The following is a 14,555-nucleotide window of genomic DNA, read 5'->3' as shown; positions in this document are numbered from 1 at the left end:
ACCCGGCTACGGTGCCAGCCCATGCGTGCCCACGACTACGGACCCGACATCCTGGCCACCGGCGCCCGCCGCCGCACCGTGCCCGAGGTGCCAGCCCAGGCCGGACTGGTCGTCGAAGACGCCACCTCCGGGTTCTGCGGCGCCGTCGTGCACCTGGACACCCACCAGGTGACCCTGGAGGACCGACACGGCCGGCAGCGGCTGTTCCCGCTGCGCCCGGCGGCGTTCCTGCTGGACGGCCAGCCCGTGACCCTCGTCCGACCCGCACCCACCACCCCGACCGCGCCCCGCCGGTCGGCGTCCGGGTCCCGGCACGTGGCCGGACTGCGCGCCCGCACCGCCCGCGCCAGCCGCCTGTGGGTGGAGGGACGCCACGACGCCGAACTGGTGGAACGCGTCTGGGGCCACGACCTGCGCGTCGAGGGGATCGTGGTGGAGCCCCTCGACGGGGTGGACCACCTCGCCGAGCAGGTGACCCGCTTCCAGCCGGCACCACACCGCCGGCTCGGCGTGCTCGTGGACCACCTGGTGCCCGGCAGCAAGGAATCCCGCCTGGTCGCCGCCATCACCCACGCCGACGTGCTGGTCACCGGCCACCCCTACGTGGACATCTGGCAGGCGGTCCGCCCGGCCTGCCTGGGCATCCCGCACTGGCCGAGCGTGCCCAAGGGCCAATCCTGGAAGGACGGGGTGTGCGCGGCCCTGGGCTGGGCCGACCCGGCCCAGGGATGGGCGCGGGTGCTGGCCGCCGTCACCGACTTCCGCGACCTGGAAACCCCCCTGATCGGCGCGGTGGAACGCCTCATCGACTTCGTCACCCGCACCAGCGACTGACACCCACCCCACAGCAGGTCACGTGTGGATCACGTCCGACACCAGCGCCGGTCACCCCCACCGGTTTCTGCCACCATGAGGCCATGGCCGCACTGCTGTGGCTGATAGCCGGAGTCCTGCTGATCGCCGTCGAAGTCCTCTCCGGAGACTTCGTGCTGCTGATGCTGGGCGTGGGAGCGCTGGCCGCCGCCGGCATCACCACCCTGGGCGCGGACATCGTGGGCAGCCTGGTGGTGTTCGCACTGGCCTCCCTCGGCCTGATCACCCTGGCCCGCCCCGCCCTGAAACGACGCCTGCACGCCGGCGAGCACTACCGGTCCAACACCGAAGCCCTGGTCGGCTCCCGCGCGACCGTCCTGTCCACCGTGAACAACCACGGGGGACAGGTCCGCATCGGCGGCGAAGTGTGGTCGGCCAGAAGCTACGACGAAACCCAGGTGCTACAACCGGGCCAGTCGGTCACCGTGATGGACATCGCGGGCGCCACGGCCCTCGTATGGGGAGAACCCTGAACGTGAACACCGAACTGGTGACCTACATCGTCCTGGCCGTGGTCATCCTGCTGGTCATCACCATCGCGGTGAAGTCGGTCCTGGTGATCCCGCAGGCCACAGCCGCGGTCATCGAACGACTCGGCCGGTTCCGCACCGTGGCACCCCCGGGCCTGAACTTCCTCGTGCCCTTCCTCGACCGCGTCCGCGCCCGCATCGACCTGCGCGAACAAGTGGTGTCCTTCCCACCCCAACCGGTGATCACCCAGGACAACCTGACCGTGCGCATCGACACCGTCGTCTACTTCCAGGTCACCGACCCCCGCGCCGCCGTCTACGAGATCTCCAACTACATCATCGGCGTCGAACAGCTCACCACCACCACCCTGCGCAACGTCGTCGGCGGAATGAGCCTGGAAGACACCCTCACCTCCCGCGACCAGATCAACAACCAGCTGCGCGGCGTGCTCGACGACGCCACCGGCCGCTGGGGCATCCGCGTGGCCCGCGTCGAACTCAAGGCGATCGACCCCCCGCCCTCCATCCAGGACTCCATGGAAAAGCAGATGCGCGCCGACCGGGAGAAGCGCGCCATGATCCTCACCGCCGAGGGCCAACGGGAATCAGCGATCAAGACCGCCGAAGGCCAGAAACAGGGCCAGATCCTCGCCGCCGAAGGCGCCAAACAAGCCGCCATCCTGGCCGCCGAAGCCGAACGCCAGTCCCGGATCCTGCGCGCCCAAGGCGAACGCGCCGCCCGCTACCTGCAAGCCCAGGGCCAGGCCAAGGCCATCGAGAAGCTGTTCGCCGCGATCAAGGCCGGCCGCCCCACCCCTGAAGTACTGGCCTACCAGTACCTGCAGACGCTGCCACAGATGGCCCAGGGCAACGCCAACAAGGTGTGGCTGGTGCCCACCGAGTTCGGCAAGGCCCTGGAAGGCTTCGCCCGCATGCTCGGCGCCCCCGGCGAGGACGGCGTGTTCCGCTACGAACCCCCCGCCGAGGAACCACCCCGCACCCAGCCCGAAGACGACGACGCCTCCATCGCCGACTGGTTCGACACCTCCAGCGACCCCCGCGTGGCCGAAGCCGTGCGCGCCGCCGAGGAAGTCGCCCGCCAGGAAGTGCCCCCACCCCTGGCCACCACCAAGCCCGAACCCACCCCACCCGCGCCCACCACACCACCCGCCCTGAACCCACCCCACACCCCACCCACCGCGCCCAGCCCACAGCCCAGCGCCCAACCCGCACCCCGACCCACCCACCCCACGCCACCACCACCGCAGAACCGCCCCGCCCAGTAACCCCCACCCGGCCCACCGGGTGGGGGACAGTCCGGTTGCCGACCCCGCCCACCCAGCGCAACCTGGGCCAATGGCGAACTGCGATGTCTGCGGCAACGACTACTGGATGTCCTTCCAGGTGCACACGGTCAGCGGCCAGACCTACACCTTCGACTCCTTCGAATGCGCCATCCACCGGCTGGCACCCGAATGCGAGCACTGCCACTGCCGGATCGTCGGCCACGGCGTCGAAGTCGAAGGCCGGTTCTTCTGCTGCGCGCACTGCGCCCGCGAAGGCGCGGCCACACTGGGCCAACAGATCCGCGACACCGTCGGCGCCCACCCCGGCTGACCCACCCCACCACCCGGCGCGGCGACACCCTCACCCGTCGCCGCGCCGCGTGCGGTGCGCGGCCACGTGCACCCGGTTCGCGCACCGCGTCGAACAGAACCGACGCCGCCCGTTGCGGGAGGTGTCCACATACGCCACCGGGCAACCGGCCCGACCACACCGGCCGAGCCGGGAACCGTCCTGGCAGATCAGGTGCGCCAGCCCCGCCGCGGTGAACGCGCGCAACCGCGCCACCAGACCCGCGTCCTCCCGCGCGTAGTGCAGATGCGGCGGCCGCCCATCATGCCGGGAGATGTAGGGCTGGGTCGTCGCATCCGCCAGCAGCGCGTTGACCAGATCAACCTGCCGATCCTGGTCCGGCTCGCCGAACACCTCCCGCAACCGCTCCGCCCAGCCCTGCAACGCCGTGACGTCCTGGGGGAGCGGCGTGACCAACGGCTTGTAGTCATGCTCCCGCAACAACGCCACCAACTCCTCGCCCGACGCCAGCGGGACCGCGTTGACCAGAGCGGCGGCCAACTCAGCCCCCGACCCCCCGTAAGGGTTGAAATGCATTGACCCATGACACCACGCTGAGACCATGCACGCCACCACCGGGGGACCCCACCACTGCCCACACTGCCACTGGACACCCACCACCCCCCACACCTCCACCCACCCCAGCTCCCACGGCACCATCAGCTACCTGCGCTGCCTCTGCGGCACCTGGCTGATCAGCCTCAACAACCAACTCCTCACCACCGCCGGCACCTGCCAACTCAGCACACCCCTCGCCGAGGGCGACCACACCCGCTACCCTCACCCACCGCACCCACACCACAGCACACCGTGACCCCCCCACCCCAACTACCACACCTGTGGTACCACAGCTAGGGTGATTCACCCGTGACAGGCACACCACAACACCACCACAACCCCCCGACACGACGCGGCACCCGACGCGCACTCCTCTGCGACTCCGCCATCACCGTGCTCGCCCGCGACGGCGGCCGCGGCCTCACCCACCGCGCCGTCGACCGCGAAGCCAACGTCCCCGAAGGCACCACCAAGAACTACTTCCCCACCCGGGAAAGCCTGCTCGAAGCCACCGCCGCACGCATGGCCGACCAACACCGCGTCGCCGTCGAACAACTCCACCAGAGCACCCCCGACTCCGTCTCCGCCACCCAGGTCAGCTGGCTCTACCCCGCACTGCTGCGCCGCGCCCTCACCGACCCCACCCAGATCCTGGCCATGTTCGAGCTCTACCTCGAAGCCGTACGACGCCCCCGCGTACGCCAAGCCCTCGGCCGCATGGCCGTCGCCAACGCCAACTCCGCCGTCGCCCTGCACCACACCGTCGGCCTCCCCACCACCCCCCGCGAAGCCGGCCTCCTCGACGCCTACTTCCTGGGCCTGGCCATCTCCCTGCTCGCCCTACCCGACCAGGCACTGCACACCATCGGCATGACCAACCCCGACGAACTCGGCCTGGCCCTGTTCACCGCGGCCACCACCCCACCCCAGGACCCCCACTGACCCCCCGACACCCGACCCAACCGCCCGAGGCACTCACCACCCAGCTCCCCGGCCCGTCACGCCCGTTCCCCCAACACCTCAGCGCTGCGGCCGAACCGGGGGAGAAGCCGACGACGACACACCCGCCCGCAGCTCAGCCGCGCTCGCGGCCCGCTCGATCCGCGCACGCCGGTTCGCCCAGAACGCCGCACGCCGCCCCGACGGGACCATGCTCTCCGCGTCCAGCCCGACCACACCATCAAGCTGCTCACGCAGGACATCGGCGTGCCCGGCATGCCGAGTGGTCTCGGTCAGCACATGAACCAGGATGTTGAACAGCGTCACGTCCGGATCCGCCCACCACGGCACACGGCCGGGCGCGTCAATGCCCAGAGCGGAGATCGTCGCGTCGGCGTGCTCCCACACCCGCCGATAGCGGTCCACGACCTCGGCACGCGTCTCGTGCTCGGTCACCCACAGATCAGCGCCGCGCTCGGCCTCGTCGTCCCACCGGGGGAGGGGACCGGGGAACGGACGGCCGAAAACCTCACCGAAGTACCTGGCCTCCCAGGTCGCCAGGTGCTTGATCAGACCGAGCAGGTTCGTTCCCGTGGGCGTCAACGGACGGCGCACGTCGTACTCGGACAGCCCGTCGAGCTTGGCCAGCACCGCCTCCCGCACCCAGCGCAGGCACTCGTGCAGGTACGCCTTGACACAGTCATCACTCATGAGCCAGAGCCTGCCAGCCGCTGGTCACCTTCTGCCGCGAACGATCACCCCGGTGTCACCCGACGACCGCGCGAACAGGCCCGCGGGCGCGTGGTGACAACCCAACGCGCCCGCGGATGGCAATGAGCAGGGGATCAGCAGTCAACGGTGGTGCCACCACGGTCAGCGGCACACGTGCGGGTGTCCAGGGAACAGGTCACGGCTGGGACGGCGTCACCGCACGTCCTCACCGGAGCTGGCGGCCCAGTCGGTGACGAACTCGAAACCGGGGATAGCGGCCAGCACTGACTTGCCGGTGCCATCGACGTTCATCACACCGGGATCGTCGGTCACGGTCAGGGTGATCTTGCTGCCATCGGGTGACCAGGACGGACTCCCGTTCAACGCGGTGTCGTTGGTCAGGCGAGCCTGATCCGAGCCATCCGCGTTCATGACGTAGATCTGCGAAGCGGAGGGGGAGAAGCTCGTCCACGAGTAGACGATCCGCGTCCCATCGGGGGACCAGTCCGGCGCCCCCGCGAACTGCGGGAACTCGTAGCTGGTCAACTGGGTGGCGTCGGTGCCGTCGACATTGACGGTGGCGATGTTGTCCGAGGAGTCGGCGTAGACGATCCTCGTGCCGTCCGGCGACCAGGCCGCCGCGGACCCCTTCACACCCAGCGAGGTCATACCGGTGCCGTCGGGGTGGATGGTGGTGAGGGTGGACGAGGAGTCCGTGTAGACGATCCTCGTGCCGTCCGGCGACCAGTCGATCGGGCCGTCTGCGATGCTCTCGCCCCTGGTGACCTGGGTCTGGTTGCTGCCGTCGACGTTCATCGTCCACAGCTGGTTGGACCCGGACGAGAGCCGGGTGAAGGCGATCCTGGTGTTGTCGGCGTTCACCGCCGCGTTGGAATCGTCATCCTTGTTGTTGGTGATCTTGGTCAGCCCGGAGCCGTTCGGGTTGATCGAGTAGATCTCCTTGTCCGAATCGGTGTCCTGGTCGGTGAAGTAGATCCTGCCGTTGTCGCCGGGGAAGGCGGCCCACGCCGGCGCCGGTAGGGCGTGCACCCCCATCACGGCCAGTGCGAAACCACCGGCCAGCGCCGCCAGCCGCCTGCCGAACCCCTGGCCGTGGCGCGCGGACGTGGTGGGTGCGGGAAGCGATGTGGCTACGAGAACGAGGTGCTGCATGGCGGGTCCTTTCGTCCCTTTCGCCGCGCCTGCCAGAACATGTCCCTGCCCGGTCCGCAGGGCATGCGCACCGGGCAGGAGGAGCTGGACCGCCAGCCGCTGGTCGCTTTCGGGTATCAGAACGTCCCCCTCTCAGCGCACAGGTCGCGTCTGGTCGACCGATGGTCCCGCGGGAGATGACCTTGACGAAGCCCCTGGCGCGCAGGCCACTCGTTCCGGGCACCGGACTGACCGGAACAGCCGACCAGCCGCACGCGCCTCGGCCGGACACCGCCGTCGACCGCCGCGCGCACCAGGATGCCGCCCACCCAACGGCCGCTGGCGTTCACCGGAGGGGAGGACCGCCAGCACGTCTACTTAACATAATGTCGATTATCGGCTAAGTCGTGACCTGGGCAAACGCGGTTCGAGCCCACCGGGATCAGCCGACCAACACCGCTCCGGCGTCCCCAATGGACAGTTGTGCCCCGGGGCCCTGAGTCGCGCGTCCCGCGACGACACACACCGGCGGCGCCGGCCGCGGCGGCCAGGACGGGCGACGACGCCAGCCGCCCGACAACGCCAACCGCGGCCGCCGACGCGGCGGCGTGGGCAGCGCCGGGCGCGGTGCCGGGTACCGCGGCGCGTTCCGGGAGGCGCGCCTGAGCCACCCCGGTGAACCTGCTCACCCAAGGCCGCCAAATCGTCACAGTGACGTTTCTGCCCCTGTGGCCGGGCATCCCTGAATCACGTGGTGCGCGCGATCTGCTGACGACCGTTGTCGGTGCGGCTCGGCGGGATTGGCGGGATTGGCGGCCGCCAGTCCGCTGGTCGGCCCGATCCGCAGAGCCGATCCGCGGAAATGCCACCGCGACCAGTGCGCGGGTGGACGCGATGGAAAACCGAGCTGGACTGAGACCGTGGGAGGCATTGGCGGGGCACGTGGTCCCCCACGGGAGTCGCGACCGCCCTGGGCACTTTTGATGGATAATAAACATTATCCATCAAAAGATGTGGTGGTGATTGGTGCCAGTGGAAGTCTGGTGTCGCGGCCGCAACCCGCTCACCGTTCAGGTGCCGACCTCGGTCAGGGCTGGTGCCTCCACCGCGGTCGACGCGGTGGATAACGGCCGACCGGGTTCCTGGGTGCCCCACCGGCATCGGGGGCACATCAGCACGCCGGAAGCGCTGACGCTCCACCCCTGGCCGGCCAGCACCCGCTCCCCCAGCTTGGTCAACAAGGCCGGTGGCGTACCCCGCTCCCCCACCACCAGCGGGCCGTCCCGACAGCAGACGCATTCCAGATTCACGAACAATTCCCGGGGCGCGCAGCGGATGCAGAAACGGCGTTCCACGAGTTTTCCGCCGGTGTGCACCAGCCACACCACGAGCTGGTCGGCCAGCATCTGTTCCCACTCGTGCGGGTTGTCCGGGAAGTAGCCACACCAGGCACAGCACCGCGGTCCCGCTATCGCCGCGGGTATTGCTGACTCCTCCGGGGTGCCCACAAACCCGAAGTATGCACCAGGAATCAGCGAATTCACCGCATTGACGCCCATCGCGCCGGTTTCCGCTTTTCCTGGGGTCTCCCCCGCCGGGCCGGCGCCGGCCGGTGTTGGCGTGTCCGTCACCGCTGCGCGAAGTCACCCTGATGCGGTACAAGATCGCTATGCGTGTGTTGGACGCCCAGGAGGCCTTCTTCCTTGCCCGCCGCCCCCGCAAGGACTCCCCGCACACCACCGCGGCCTACCGCCGTGACCTGGCGGGGATCTCCGCCCTGTTGGCCGAGGTGGTGGGGGCACCGGTCGAGCAGCTCGGTGTCGACCAGCTCACGGTCGGCGCGCTGCGCGCGGCGTTCGGGTTGTTCGCTGACGGCCATGCCAAGTCGTCGGTGTTGCGCGCGTGGTCGACGTGGAACCAGTTCCTGACGTTCTGCGTGTCCGAGGAGATCCTGCCGGGCAATCCGATGGGGGCGGTGGATCGGCCGAAGGCGCCTGCGCTGTCCCCCAAGCCGTTGCGCGGGGAGGACACGCCGGAGCAGTTGCTGGCGGCGGCCGCCGAGGGCAGTCGGCAGGCGCGTGATCCGTGGCCGGAGCGGGATGTGTTGGTGATCGCGTTGGGGCTGGTGGCGGGGTTGCGGTCGGCGGAGATGCGGTCGCTGGTGGTGGGGTCGCTGGTGGGTCGGTCGGGTGAGCGGCGGTTGCACGTGGCGGGCAAGGGCAGTCGGGAGCGGTCGATTCCGGTCGAGCCGGCGATGGAGCGGGTCATCGAGGGGTATCTGGAGTCGTGTCGGCGGCGGTTTCCGCAGGGGCGGTTCGGTCGGTCGGCGCCGTTGTTGCGGGATCGGCGGGGTGAGCCGATTGGTCGTGGGGCGTTGGAGTACCTGGTGCGGTCGTGTTACCGGTGGGCGGGGTTGCACGACCGGGTGCCGGCGGGGGCGAATCTGCACGCGTTGCGGCACACGTTCGCGACGCGGTTGGCCGAGGACGGGGCGTCGGCGTCGGAGATCATGGCGTTGTTGGGGCATGCGAGTTTGGCGACGACGCAGAGCTACATCGAGGCGACGGCGCGGGAGCGGCGGGCGGCTGCGGCGAGTAATCGGACGTATCGGAAGTTGGGTGAGGTGGTGGTGCCGGCTCCCCCGGACTGACTCAGCTGGGTGAGGTGTGGCTGTGGGTGGGGTTGTGCGGGGTACGCAGTGGTTATGAGGTCCATGTGGCGGGGAGCGATTTCCTTTGGTCTGGTGACGATCGCGGTGCGGTTGTACACCGCGGCGGAGGAGCATGACTTCCGGTTTCACCAGGTGCACCGGGTGGATGCGGGGCGGATTCGGTATCGGCGGGTGTGCAGTGCGTGTGGTGCGGAGGTGGGGTTGGACGAGATCGTCAAGGGGTATGAGCTTGACGATGGTCGTGTGGTGTTGTTGGACCAGGATGATTTTGACAAGTTGCCGATCGCGACGGATCGGGCGATTGAGGTGGTGGAGTTCGTGCCGGCGGCGGAGGTTGATCCGATTTTCTTTCAGAAGAGTTATTACTTGGAGCCGGATCGGGCGGCGGTGCGGCCGTATGTGTTGTTGCGGACGGCGTTGGAGCGGAGTGATCGGTTGGCGGTGGTGAAGATCACGATTCGGCAGCGGGAGACGTTGGCGATGTTGCGGGCGCGGGAGGATGTGTTGGTGTTGCACACGATGTTGTGGCCGGATGAGGTGCGCAGGCCGGAGTTTGGTTTTTTGGATCAGCAGCCGGAGATTCGTCCGCAGGAGTTGCGGATGGCGTCGTCGTTGGTGGAGAGCATGACGGGGGCGTTTGATCCTGGTGATTTTCAGGATGATTATCGGGAGGCGTTGGCCGAGTTGATCGAGGCGAAGGCGGCGGGGGCTGAGTTGCCGGAGCGGGGTGCGGAGCCGCAGCGGGGTGAGGTGATTGATCTGATGACGGCGTTGGAGCGGAGTGTGGAGCAGGCGCGGTCGTCGCGGGCGGGGGCGGCGTCGGGTGGGCGTGCGGGTGGGGCGGAGTCGAAGCAGCGGCGGGCGGCTGGGGGCGGTGGGGGGAAGAAGGCTGGTTCGGCGGGTGGTGGGGGGCGGCGGCGTGCTGGTGGCGGCCAGCGCACGGCGTGAGGGGGTGGGGTGTGGTTGAGGAGAGCACGTGGGTGGAGGTGTTGGGGCGGCGGCTGCGGTTGACGAATTTGGGGAAGGTGTTGTATCCGGAGGCGGGTTTCACCAAGGGTGAGGTGATTGATTATTACGTTCGGGTGGCGCCGGTGTTGTTGCCGTATTTGGCGGGGCGGCCGTTGACGTTGCGGCGTTTTCCGGACGGGGTGGTGGGTGGGTCGTTTTTTGAGAAGAACGTGTCTCGGCATGCGCCGGAGTGGGTGCGGACGGTGCGGGTGCCGACGCCGGGGAGTTCGCGGGGGGCGGAGTTCGCTGATTTTGTGGTGGTTGATGATCTGGCGACGTTGGTGTGGGTGGCGAATTTGGCGGCGTTGGAGTTGCACGTGCCGCAGTGGCGGGTGGGGCGGCGGGGTGAGGTGCGGGTGCCGGATTTGTTGGTTTTTGATCTGGATCCGGGGGCGCCGGCGGGGGTGGTGGAGTGCTGTGGGGTGGCGTTGCGGTTGCGGGAGTTGTTGGCCGCGGATGGGTTGGTGGCGTTTGTGAAGTCGAGTGGGTCGAAGGGGTTGCAGTTGTACGTGTCGGTGTCGGTGTCGGGTCCGGAGTTGACGAGTCGGTATGCGCGGGCGGTGGCGGAGCGGTTGGCGCGGGAGTGTCCGGGTGAGGTGGTGTCGGTGATGGCGAAGGCGCGTCGGGTGGGGAAGGTGTTCATCGACTGGAGTCAGAACAATCCGGCGAAGACGACGGTGGCGGCGTATTCGTTGCGGGCGCGGGAGTGGCCGTGGGTGTCGGCGCCGTTGCGGTGGTCGGAGGTGGCGGGGTGTCGGGTGCCGGAGGATGTGTTGTTCACGGCGGGTGAGGTGGTGGAGCGGGTGGGTGAGGTGGGTGATCTGTTCGCGGGGTTGGCGTCGGGGGTGGGGCGGTTGCCTGGGGATGTGGGGTGAGGGTGGTTCAGGGGGTGGTGGTGTGGGTGGTGCCGCCCCAGGCGGGGGGTGTTTGCAGGAGGGCGCAGGTGTTGCCGGCGGGGTCGGTGATGGTGGTGGTGAGGCCGGTGGGGTGGGTGTGGGGTGGGGTGTGGATGGTGCCGCCGAGTTCGGTGGCGAGGGTGGCGGCTTTGTGGACGTCGTGGACGGCGAAGTAGCAGGTCCAGGTGCTGGTGTGGGGGTGGTGGGTGTGGCTGGCGATGGGGCGGTGGGTGTGGCCGTCGGGGCCGCAGGCGTGGAAGAGGCCGGGGGTGGTGTTGGTCCAGCCGAGTTCGGTGGCCCAGTAGTCGTGGGTGGTGTCGGTGGGGGTGGTGAGTTCGGTCCAGCAGGGTTCGCCGGGGCGGGGTGGGGGTGCCCAGGGGCCGTGTTGGGCGCGGCCGTGGTGGATGTGGGCGGTGGTGTGGGTGGTGTCGGTGAGGGTGCGGGGGTTGGGGCCGCTGAAGATGAGGTGCCAGCCGGGTTGTTCGTGGGGTTGGGGGGTGCGGATGTGGGCGGCTTGGCGTTCGCCGACCCAGCAGGTGAGGGTGTCGTCCTTGGCGGTGAGGATGAGCCAGCCCAGGAGTTGTTGGTAGTAGTCGGCGAGAGCGGCGGGGTTGGTGGCGCGCAGCTCGATGCGGCGGAGGCCGCGGACGGGGCTGTCGTGGGACACTGGGTGGCTTCCTCGTGGCTGGTGGGGTGATGATCGTCCCCATCCTCGATGCGGTCAGTGTGACCGGACAATGCTCCTTTTGGGGGTAACGGTGCGTCGTTGAGGGGTTTGGTGGGGGGTGGTGGTGACTGTGGGCTACTTCTGTGGTGTGTTGTGGGGTGGTGCTTCTCCCCCGGCTGCGGGCTTGTGTGGTGGGTCGTGCTGGTTGGTGTGGGTCAGCGGAGGCGTTCCAGGTCGGTGGCGGTGGTGACCATGTTGGTGGCGAGGGTGTGGAGTTCGCCGTGGGTGGCGCCGTCGGTGAGGGCGGTGAGGATGTCCTCGGCGGCGCAGCGCAGTTGGAACAGGCGGTCCTGCAGGTCGGCGAGTTCGTCGTGAGAGAGGATGACGGCGTCGTCGGGGAGGCCGCCGCGGTGGACGGCGGCGCGGCGTTCGTAGGCGCGTTGTCGGCAGGGTTGGGCGCAGTAGCGGCGGGGGCGGCCGACGCGGCCGGTGGTGGGCAGTCGTCGGCCGCACCAGGCGCAGTGGCGGGTGTCGTCGCGTCGGTGGGTGGGGGTGGTCTCGGTGACCAGGTCCATGGGCCGCGACGCTAGCCGGCCATGTCCTGGCCATCGGCGCGCCACGCCGCCAGGGGAGACTGCTGGGTGTGATGGCTGATCAGCATGCGTTTCTGCGGGGTCCGTATCCGAGGGCGTTCGCGCACCGGGGGTGGCATGTGGGCGAGTTGGCGGGGATGGAGAACTCGTTGAGTGCGTTTCGGCGGGCGGTGGCTGAGGGGTATCGGTATGTGGAGACCGATGTGCACGCGACGGCGGATGGTGTGGTGGTGGTGCAGCACGACGCGGTGTTGGATCGGACGACGGATCGGGGTGGTGCGGTGGCGGCGCAGCGGTGGTCGGTGGTGCGGCGGGCGCGGATCGCGGGGCGGGAGGAGGTGTGTCGGTTGGAGGAGGTGTTGGAGGAGTTACCGGAGGCGTTGTTCAACATCGATGTGAAGTCGGATGCGGCGGTGGAGCCGGTGGTGCGGGTGTTGCGGCGGATGCGGTGTGTGGATCGGGTGTGTTTGGCGTCGTTTTCGGAGGCGCGGTTGGCGCGGTTGCGGCGGTTGGTGGGGCCGGGGTTGTTGACGTCGTTGGGGCCGAGGTCGGTGGGGGTGTTGTGGGCGGCGGCGCGGTGTCCGGTGGTGCCGGTGCGGGCGTTGGTGGGGGGTCGGTTGGCTCAGGTTCCGGTGCGGCGTGGTCGGTTGACGGTGGTGGATCGGCGGTTGGTGCGGGTGGCGCATGGTCGGGGGTTGGAGGTGCATGTGTGGACGGTGGACGGTGAGCGGCGGATGCGGGAGTTGTTGGATTTGGGGGTGGATGGGTTGGTGACGGATCGGCCGGAGGTGTTGCGGGCGGTGTTGCGGGATCGGGGGGTGTGGCGGGCGGGGTGATCGGGTTTCGCCCGTTCGTGTCTGGGGGTGGGTGGGTGCCCAGTACAGTCCGCGTGCCAGGTGGTGTTGTTCGACCGGGAGGGTCGATGAGCGTGGTGGACAGCGGGCTCGGTGCGGCGGAGAGCGCGGCTGGGCGGCGGCGGGAGCAGCGGGGTTGGTGTTGGTATGACTGGGCGAATTCGGTGTTTCCCACGTCGGTGACCACGGTGTTCCTGTCGTTGTACCTGACGTCGGTGGCGCAGGCGGCGGCGCGGGCGGACACGGGGCGCAATGGTGCGGTGCCGTGTCCTGATGGGGATGCGTTGCGGCAGTGTGATGTGTCGTTGCTGGGGTGGTATTTCCCGGCGGGGTCGTTGTGGGGGTATTTGCTGTCGGTGGCCACGGTGGTGCAGGTGGTGGTGCTGCCGGTGATGGGGGCGATCGCGGATCGGACGCAGAACAAGCGGCGGATGTTGGGGGCGTTCGCGTTCGCGGGGTCGGTGGCGACGGCGTTGTTGGCGTTGGTGGGGGGCACGGACTGGCAGTTGGGTGTGGTGTTGTTCGTGCTGGCGAACATCTGTTACGGGTCGTCGGTGGTGGTGTACTACGCGTTCCTGCCGGAGATCGCGACGCCGGACGAGCGGGATGCGGTGTCCTCGCGGGGGTGGGCGTTCGGGTTCTTGGGTGGGGGTCTGGTGTTGGCGTTGCAGTTGGCGTTGTACGTGATGCATGACGCGGTGGGGTTGTCGGAGTCGGCGTCGGTGCGGGTGTGTTTCGTGATCTCGGGTGTGTGGTGGGCGGGGTTCACGTTGGTGCCGTTGGCGCGGTTGCGGCGGCACCAGGCGCCGCATGGTGGTGAGCGGGGTGCGTCGGTGTTGACGGCGGGGTTCCGGGAGTTGGGGCAGACGCTGCGTGCGGCGAGGGCGTTTCCGTTGACGTTGGCGTTTTTGGGGACCTATCTGGTGTTCACGGACGGGATCTCCACGGTGGCGAACATTTCGGCGCAGTACGGGCGGGTGGAGTTGCGGCTGGATCAGCAGGTGTTGATCGCGACGATCCTGATCGTGCAGTTCGTGGCGTTCGTGGGTGGGGTGGTGCACGGGGTGGTGGCGCGTCGGTTGGGGGCGAAGAAGACGATCATGGTGAGTTTGGTGGTGTGGATCGTGGTGGTGGTGGCGGCGTTCTTCGTGCAGGCGGGTCAGCAGGTGCAGTTCTACGGGTTGGCGGTGGGGATCGGTCTGGTGTTGGGGGGTACCAACGCGTTGGCTCGGTCGCTGTTCAGTCAGATGGTGCCGGTGGGGCGGGAGGCGCAGTACTTCTCGCTGTACGAGGTGGGTGAGCGGTCGACGTCGTGGTTGGGGCCGTTGGTGTTCGCCGGGGTGGGTCAGGCGACGGGGTCGTTTCGGTTGGCGATCATCTCGCTGGTGGTGTTCTTCGTGGTGGGGTTGGTGTTGATGGCGTTCGTGCCGGTGCGGCGGGCGATCCGGGCGGTGGGCAACGAGGAGCCGGCGGTGTTGTGAGGCGGATGGTGGTGCGGGTGATCGGTGGGGGTGATCGAGGTGGTGTG

General features: G+C 68.8%; 16 protein-coding genes. 10 read left to right on the top strand and 6 right to left on the bottom strand.

Features of this window, described 5'->3' with window-relative positions; genetic code table 11:
* Window positions 1-21: 21 nt before the first annotated feature.
* From LX83_RS22435 to LX83_RS22420, 4 genes are all read left to right on the top strand, one after another.
* A complete protein-coding gene (locus LX83_RS22435; RefSeq protein ID WP_253774561.1) occupies window positions 22-834 on the top strand; it encodes a DUF3097 domain-containing protein in 813 nt (270 codons plus the stop codon).
* A gap of 83 nt (window positions 835-917) precedes the next feature.
* Complete coding sequence (locus LX83_RS22430) at window positions 918-1,346, top strand: NfeD family protein (protein WP_253774559.1); 429 nt, start codon at window positions 918-920, stop codon at window positions 1,344-1,346.
* Window positions 1,347-1,363: 17 nt separating this feature from the next.
* Window positions 1,364-2,629, top strand: coding sequence for an SPFH domain-containing protein (locus LX83_RS22425; protein ID WP_253774725.1), 1,266 nt, complete (start codon window positions 1,364-1,366; stop codon window positions 2,627-2,629).
* Window positions 2,630-2,699: 70 nt separating this feature from the next.
* The gene (locus LX83_RS22420) at window positions 2,700-2,960 is read left to right on the top strand and encodes a Prokaryotic metallothionein (protein WP_253774557.1); all 261 of its coding nucleotides are present in this window, start codon (window positions 2,700-2,702) and stop codon (window positions 2,958-2,960) included.
* A 30-nt stretch (window positions 2,961-2,990) separates the two neighbouring features.
* Here the strand turns inward: LX83_RS22420 and LX83_RS22415 are convergent, their stop codons facing one another.
* Entirely contained in the window at window positions 2,991-3,515 is a 525-nt protein-coding gene (locus LX83_RS22415; protein ID WP_253774555.1) for a CGNR zinc finger domain-containing protein, read from the bottom strand.
* A 330-nt stretch (window positions 3,516-3,845) separates the two neighbouring features.
* On the opposite strand from LX83_RS22415, the gene LX83_RS22410 reads away from it, so the two are divergent.
* Window positions 3,846-4,478, top strand: a complete 633-nt coding sequence (locus tag LX83_RS22410) for a TetR/AcrR family transcriptional regulator (RefSeq protein ID WP_308204025.1) — start codon at window positions 3,846-3,848, stop codon at window positions 4,476-4,478.
* A 78-nt stretch (window positions 4,479-4,556) separates the two neighbouring features.
* Here LX83_RS22410 and LX83_RS22405 read toward each other — a convergent pair whose 3' ends face one another.
* The 3 genes from LX83_RS22405 to LX83_RS22395 all read right to left on the bottom strand — a co-directional run bounded on the left by LX83_RS22405 (window position 4,557) and on the right by LX83_RS22395 (window position 7,969).
* Window positions 4,557-5,186 (bottom strand): DinB family protein, encoded by a 630-nt coding sequence (locus tag LX83_RS22405; RefSeq protein WP_253774553.1) that lies wholly within the window; start codon window positions 5,184-5,186, stop codon window positions 4,557-4,559.
* A 213-nt stretch (window positions 5,187-5,399) separates the two neighbouring features.
* A complete protein-coding gene (locus LX83_RS22400) occupies window positions 5,400-6,359 on the bottom strand; it encodes a TolB family protein (protein ID WP_253774551.1) in 960 nt (319 codons plus the stop codon).
* 1,049 nt (window positions 6,360-7,408) lie between these two features.
* Window positions 7,409-7,969 (bottom strand): hypothetical protein, encoded by a 561-nt coding sequence (locus tag LX83_RS22395; RefSeq protein ID WP_253774549.1) that lies wholly within the window; start codon window positions 7,967-7,969, stop codon window positions 7,409-7,411.
* Between the two features lie 20 nt (window positions 7,970-7,989).
* On the opposite strand from LX83_RS22395, the gene LX83_RS22390 reads away from it, so the two are divergent.
* From LX83_RS22390 to ligD, 3 genes are read left to right on the top strand one after another with little or no spacing between them, the layout of a single operon-like run.
* Entirely contained in the window at window positions 7,990-8,988 is a 999-nt protein-coding gene (locus LX83_RS22390) for a tyrosine-type recombinase/integrase (protein ID WP_253774547.1), read from the top strand.
* 54 nt (window positions 8,989-9,042) lie between these two features.
* Window positions 9,043-9,957 carry a non-homologous end joining protein Ku gene (gene ku, locus LX83_RS22385; RefSeq protein WP_301328685.1) on the top strand — a complete coding sequence of 305 codons (915 nt, stop codon included), beginning with the start codon at window positions 9,043-9,045 and terminating at the stop codon, window positions 9,955-9,957.
* Between the two features lie 11 nt (window positions 9,958-9,968).
* Window positions 9,969-10,892, top strand: coding sequence for a non-homologous end-joining DNA ligase (gene ligD, locus LX83_RS22380; RefSeq protein WP_253774543.1), 924 nt, complete (start codon window positions 9,969-9,971; stop codon window positions 10,890-10,892).
* Between the two features lie 7 nt (window positions 10,893-10,899).
* On the opposite strand, the gene LX83_RS22375 is transcribed toward ligD, so the two are convergent.
* Together LX83_RS22375 and LX83_RS22370 are read right to left on the bottom strand one after the other, a co-directional pair.
* Window positions 10,900-11,580, bottom strand: coding sequence for a VOC family protein (locus LX83_RS22375; RefSeq protein ID WP_308204024.1), 681 nt, complete (start codon window positions 11,578-11,580; stop codon window positions 10,900-10,902).
* A 215-nt stretch (window positions 11,581-11,795) separates the two neighbouring features.
* Window positions 11,796-12,155, bottom strand: coding sequence for a hypothetical protein (locus tag LX83_RS22370; protein ID WP_253774541.1), 360 nt, complete (start codon window positions 12,153-12,155; stop codon window positions 11,796-11,798).
* Between the two features lie 71 nt (window positions 12,156-12,226).
* On the opposite strand from LX83_RS22370, the gene LX83_RS22365 reads away from it, so the two are divergent.
* Complete coding sequence (locus LX83_RS22365) at window positions 12,227-13,009, top strand: glycerophosphodiester phosphodiesterase family protein (RefSeq protein ID WP_253774721.1); 783 nt, start codon at window positions 12,227-12,229, stop codon at window positions 13,007-13,009.
* Between the two features lie 86 nt (window positions 13,010-13,095).
* Window positions 13,096-14,508, top strand: coding sequence for an MFS transporter (locus tag LX83_RS22360; protein ID WP_253774539.1), 1,413 nt, complete (start codon window positions 13,096-13,098; stop codon window positions 14,506-14,508).
* Window positions 14,509-14,555 lie beyond the last annotated feature (47 nt).

Origin of the sequence: Goodfellowiella coeruleoviolacea (assembly GCF_024171785.1) — a bacterium.
In the GTDB taxonomy this organism is placed as follows: domain Bacteria; phylum Actinomycetota; class Actinomycetes; order Mycobacteriales; family Pseudonocardiaceae; genus Goodfellowiella; species Goodfellowiella coeruleoviolacea.
This window is presented reverse-complemented; position numbering and strand designations above follow the sequence as displayed.

Coding starts and splice junctions, on each gene's coding strand:
- LX83_RS22435 (WP_253774561.1), top strand. CDS start 22: ATGCGTGCCCACGACTACGGACCCGACATCCTGGCCACCGGCGCCCGC.
- LX83_RS22430 (WP_253774559.1), top strand. CDS start 918: ATGGCCGCACTGCTGTGGCTGATAGCCGGAGTCCTGCTGATCGCCGTC.
- LX83_RS22420 (WP_253774557.1), top strand. CDS start 2,700: ATGGCGAACTGCGATGTCTGCGGCAACGACTACTGGATGTCCTTCCAG.
- LX83_RS22415 (WP_253774555.1), bottom strand. CDS start 3,515: ATGCATTTCAACCCTTACGGGGGGTCGGGGGCTGAGTTGGCCGCCGCT.
- LX83_RS22405 (WP_253774553.1), bottom strand. CDS start 5,186: ATGAGTGATGACTGTGTCAAGGCGTACCTGCACGAGTGCCTGCGCTGG.
- LX83_RS22400 (WP_253774551.1), bottom strand. CDS start 6,359: ATGCAGCACCTCGTTCTCGTAGCCACATCGCTTCCCGCACCCACCACG.
- LX83_RS22390 (WP_253774547.1), top strand. CDS start 7,990: ATGCGGTACAAGATCGCTATGCGTGTGTTGGACGCCCAGGAGGCCTTC.
- ku (WP_301328685.1), top strand. CDS start 9,043: ATGAGGTCCATGTGGCGGGGAGCGATTTCCTTTGGTCTGGTGACGATC.
- LX83_RS22370 (WP_253774541.1), bottom strand. CDS start 12,155: ATGGACCTGGTCACCGAGACCACCCCCACCCACCGACGCGACGACACC.
- LX83_RS22365 (WP_253774721.1), top strand. CDS start 12,227: ATGGCTGATCAGCATGCGTTTCTGCGGGGTCCGTATCCGAGGGCGTTC.
- LX83_RS22360 (WP_253774539.1), top strand. CDS start 13,096: ATGAGCGTGGTGGACAGCGGGCTCGGTGCGGCGGAGAGCGCGGCTGGG.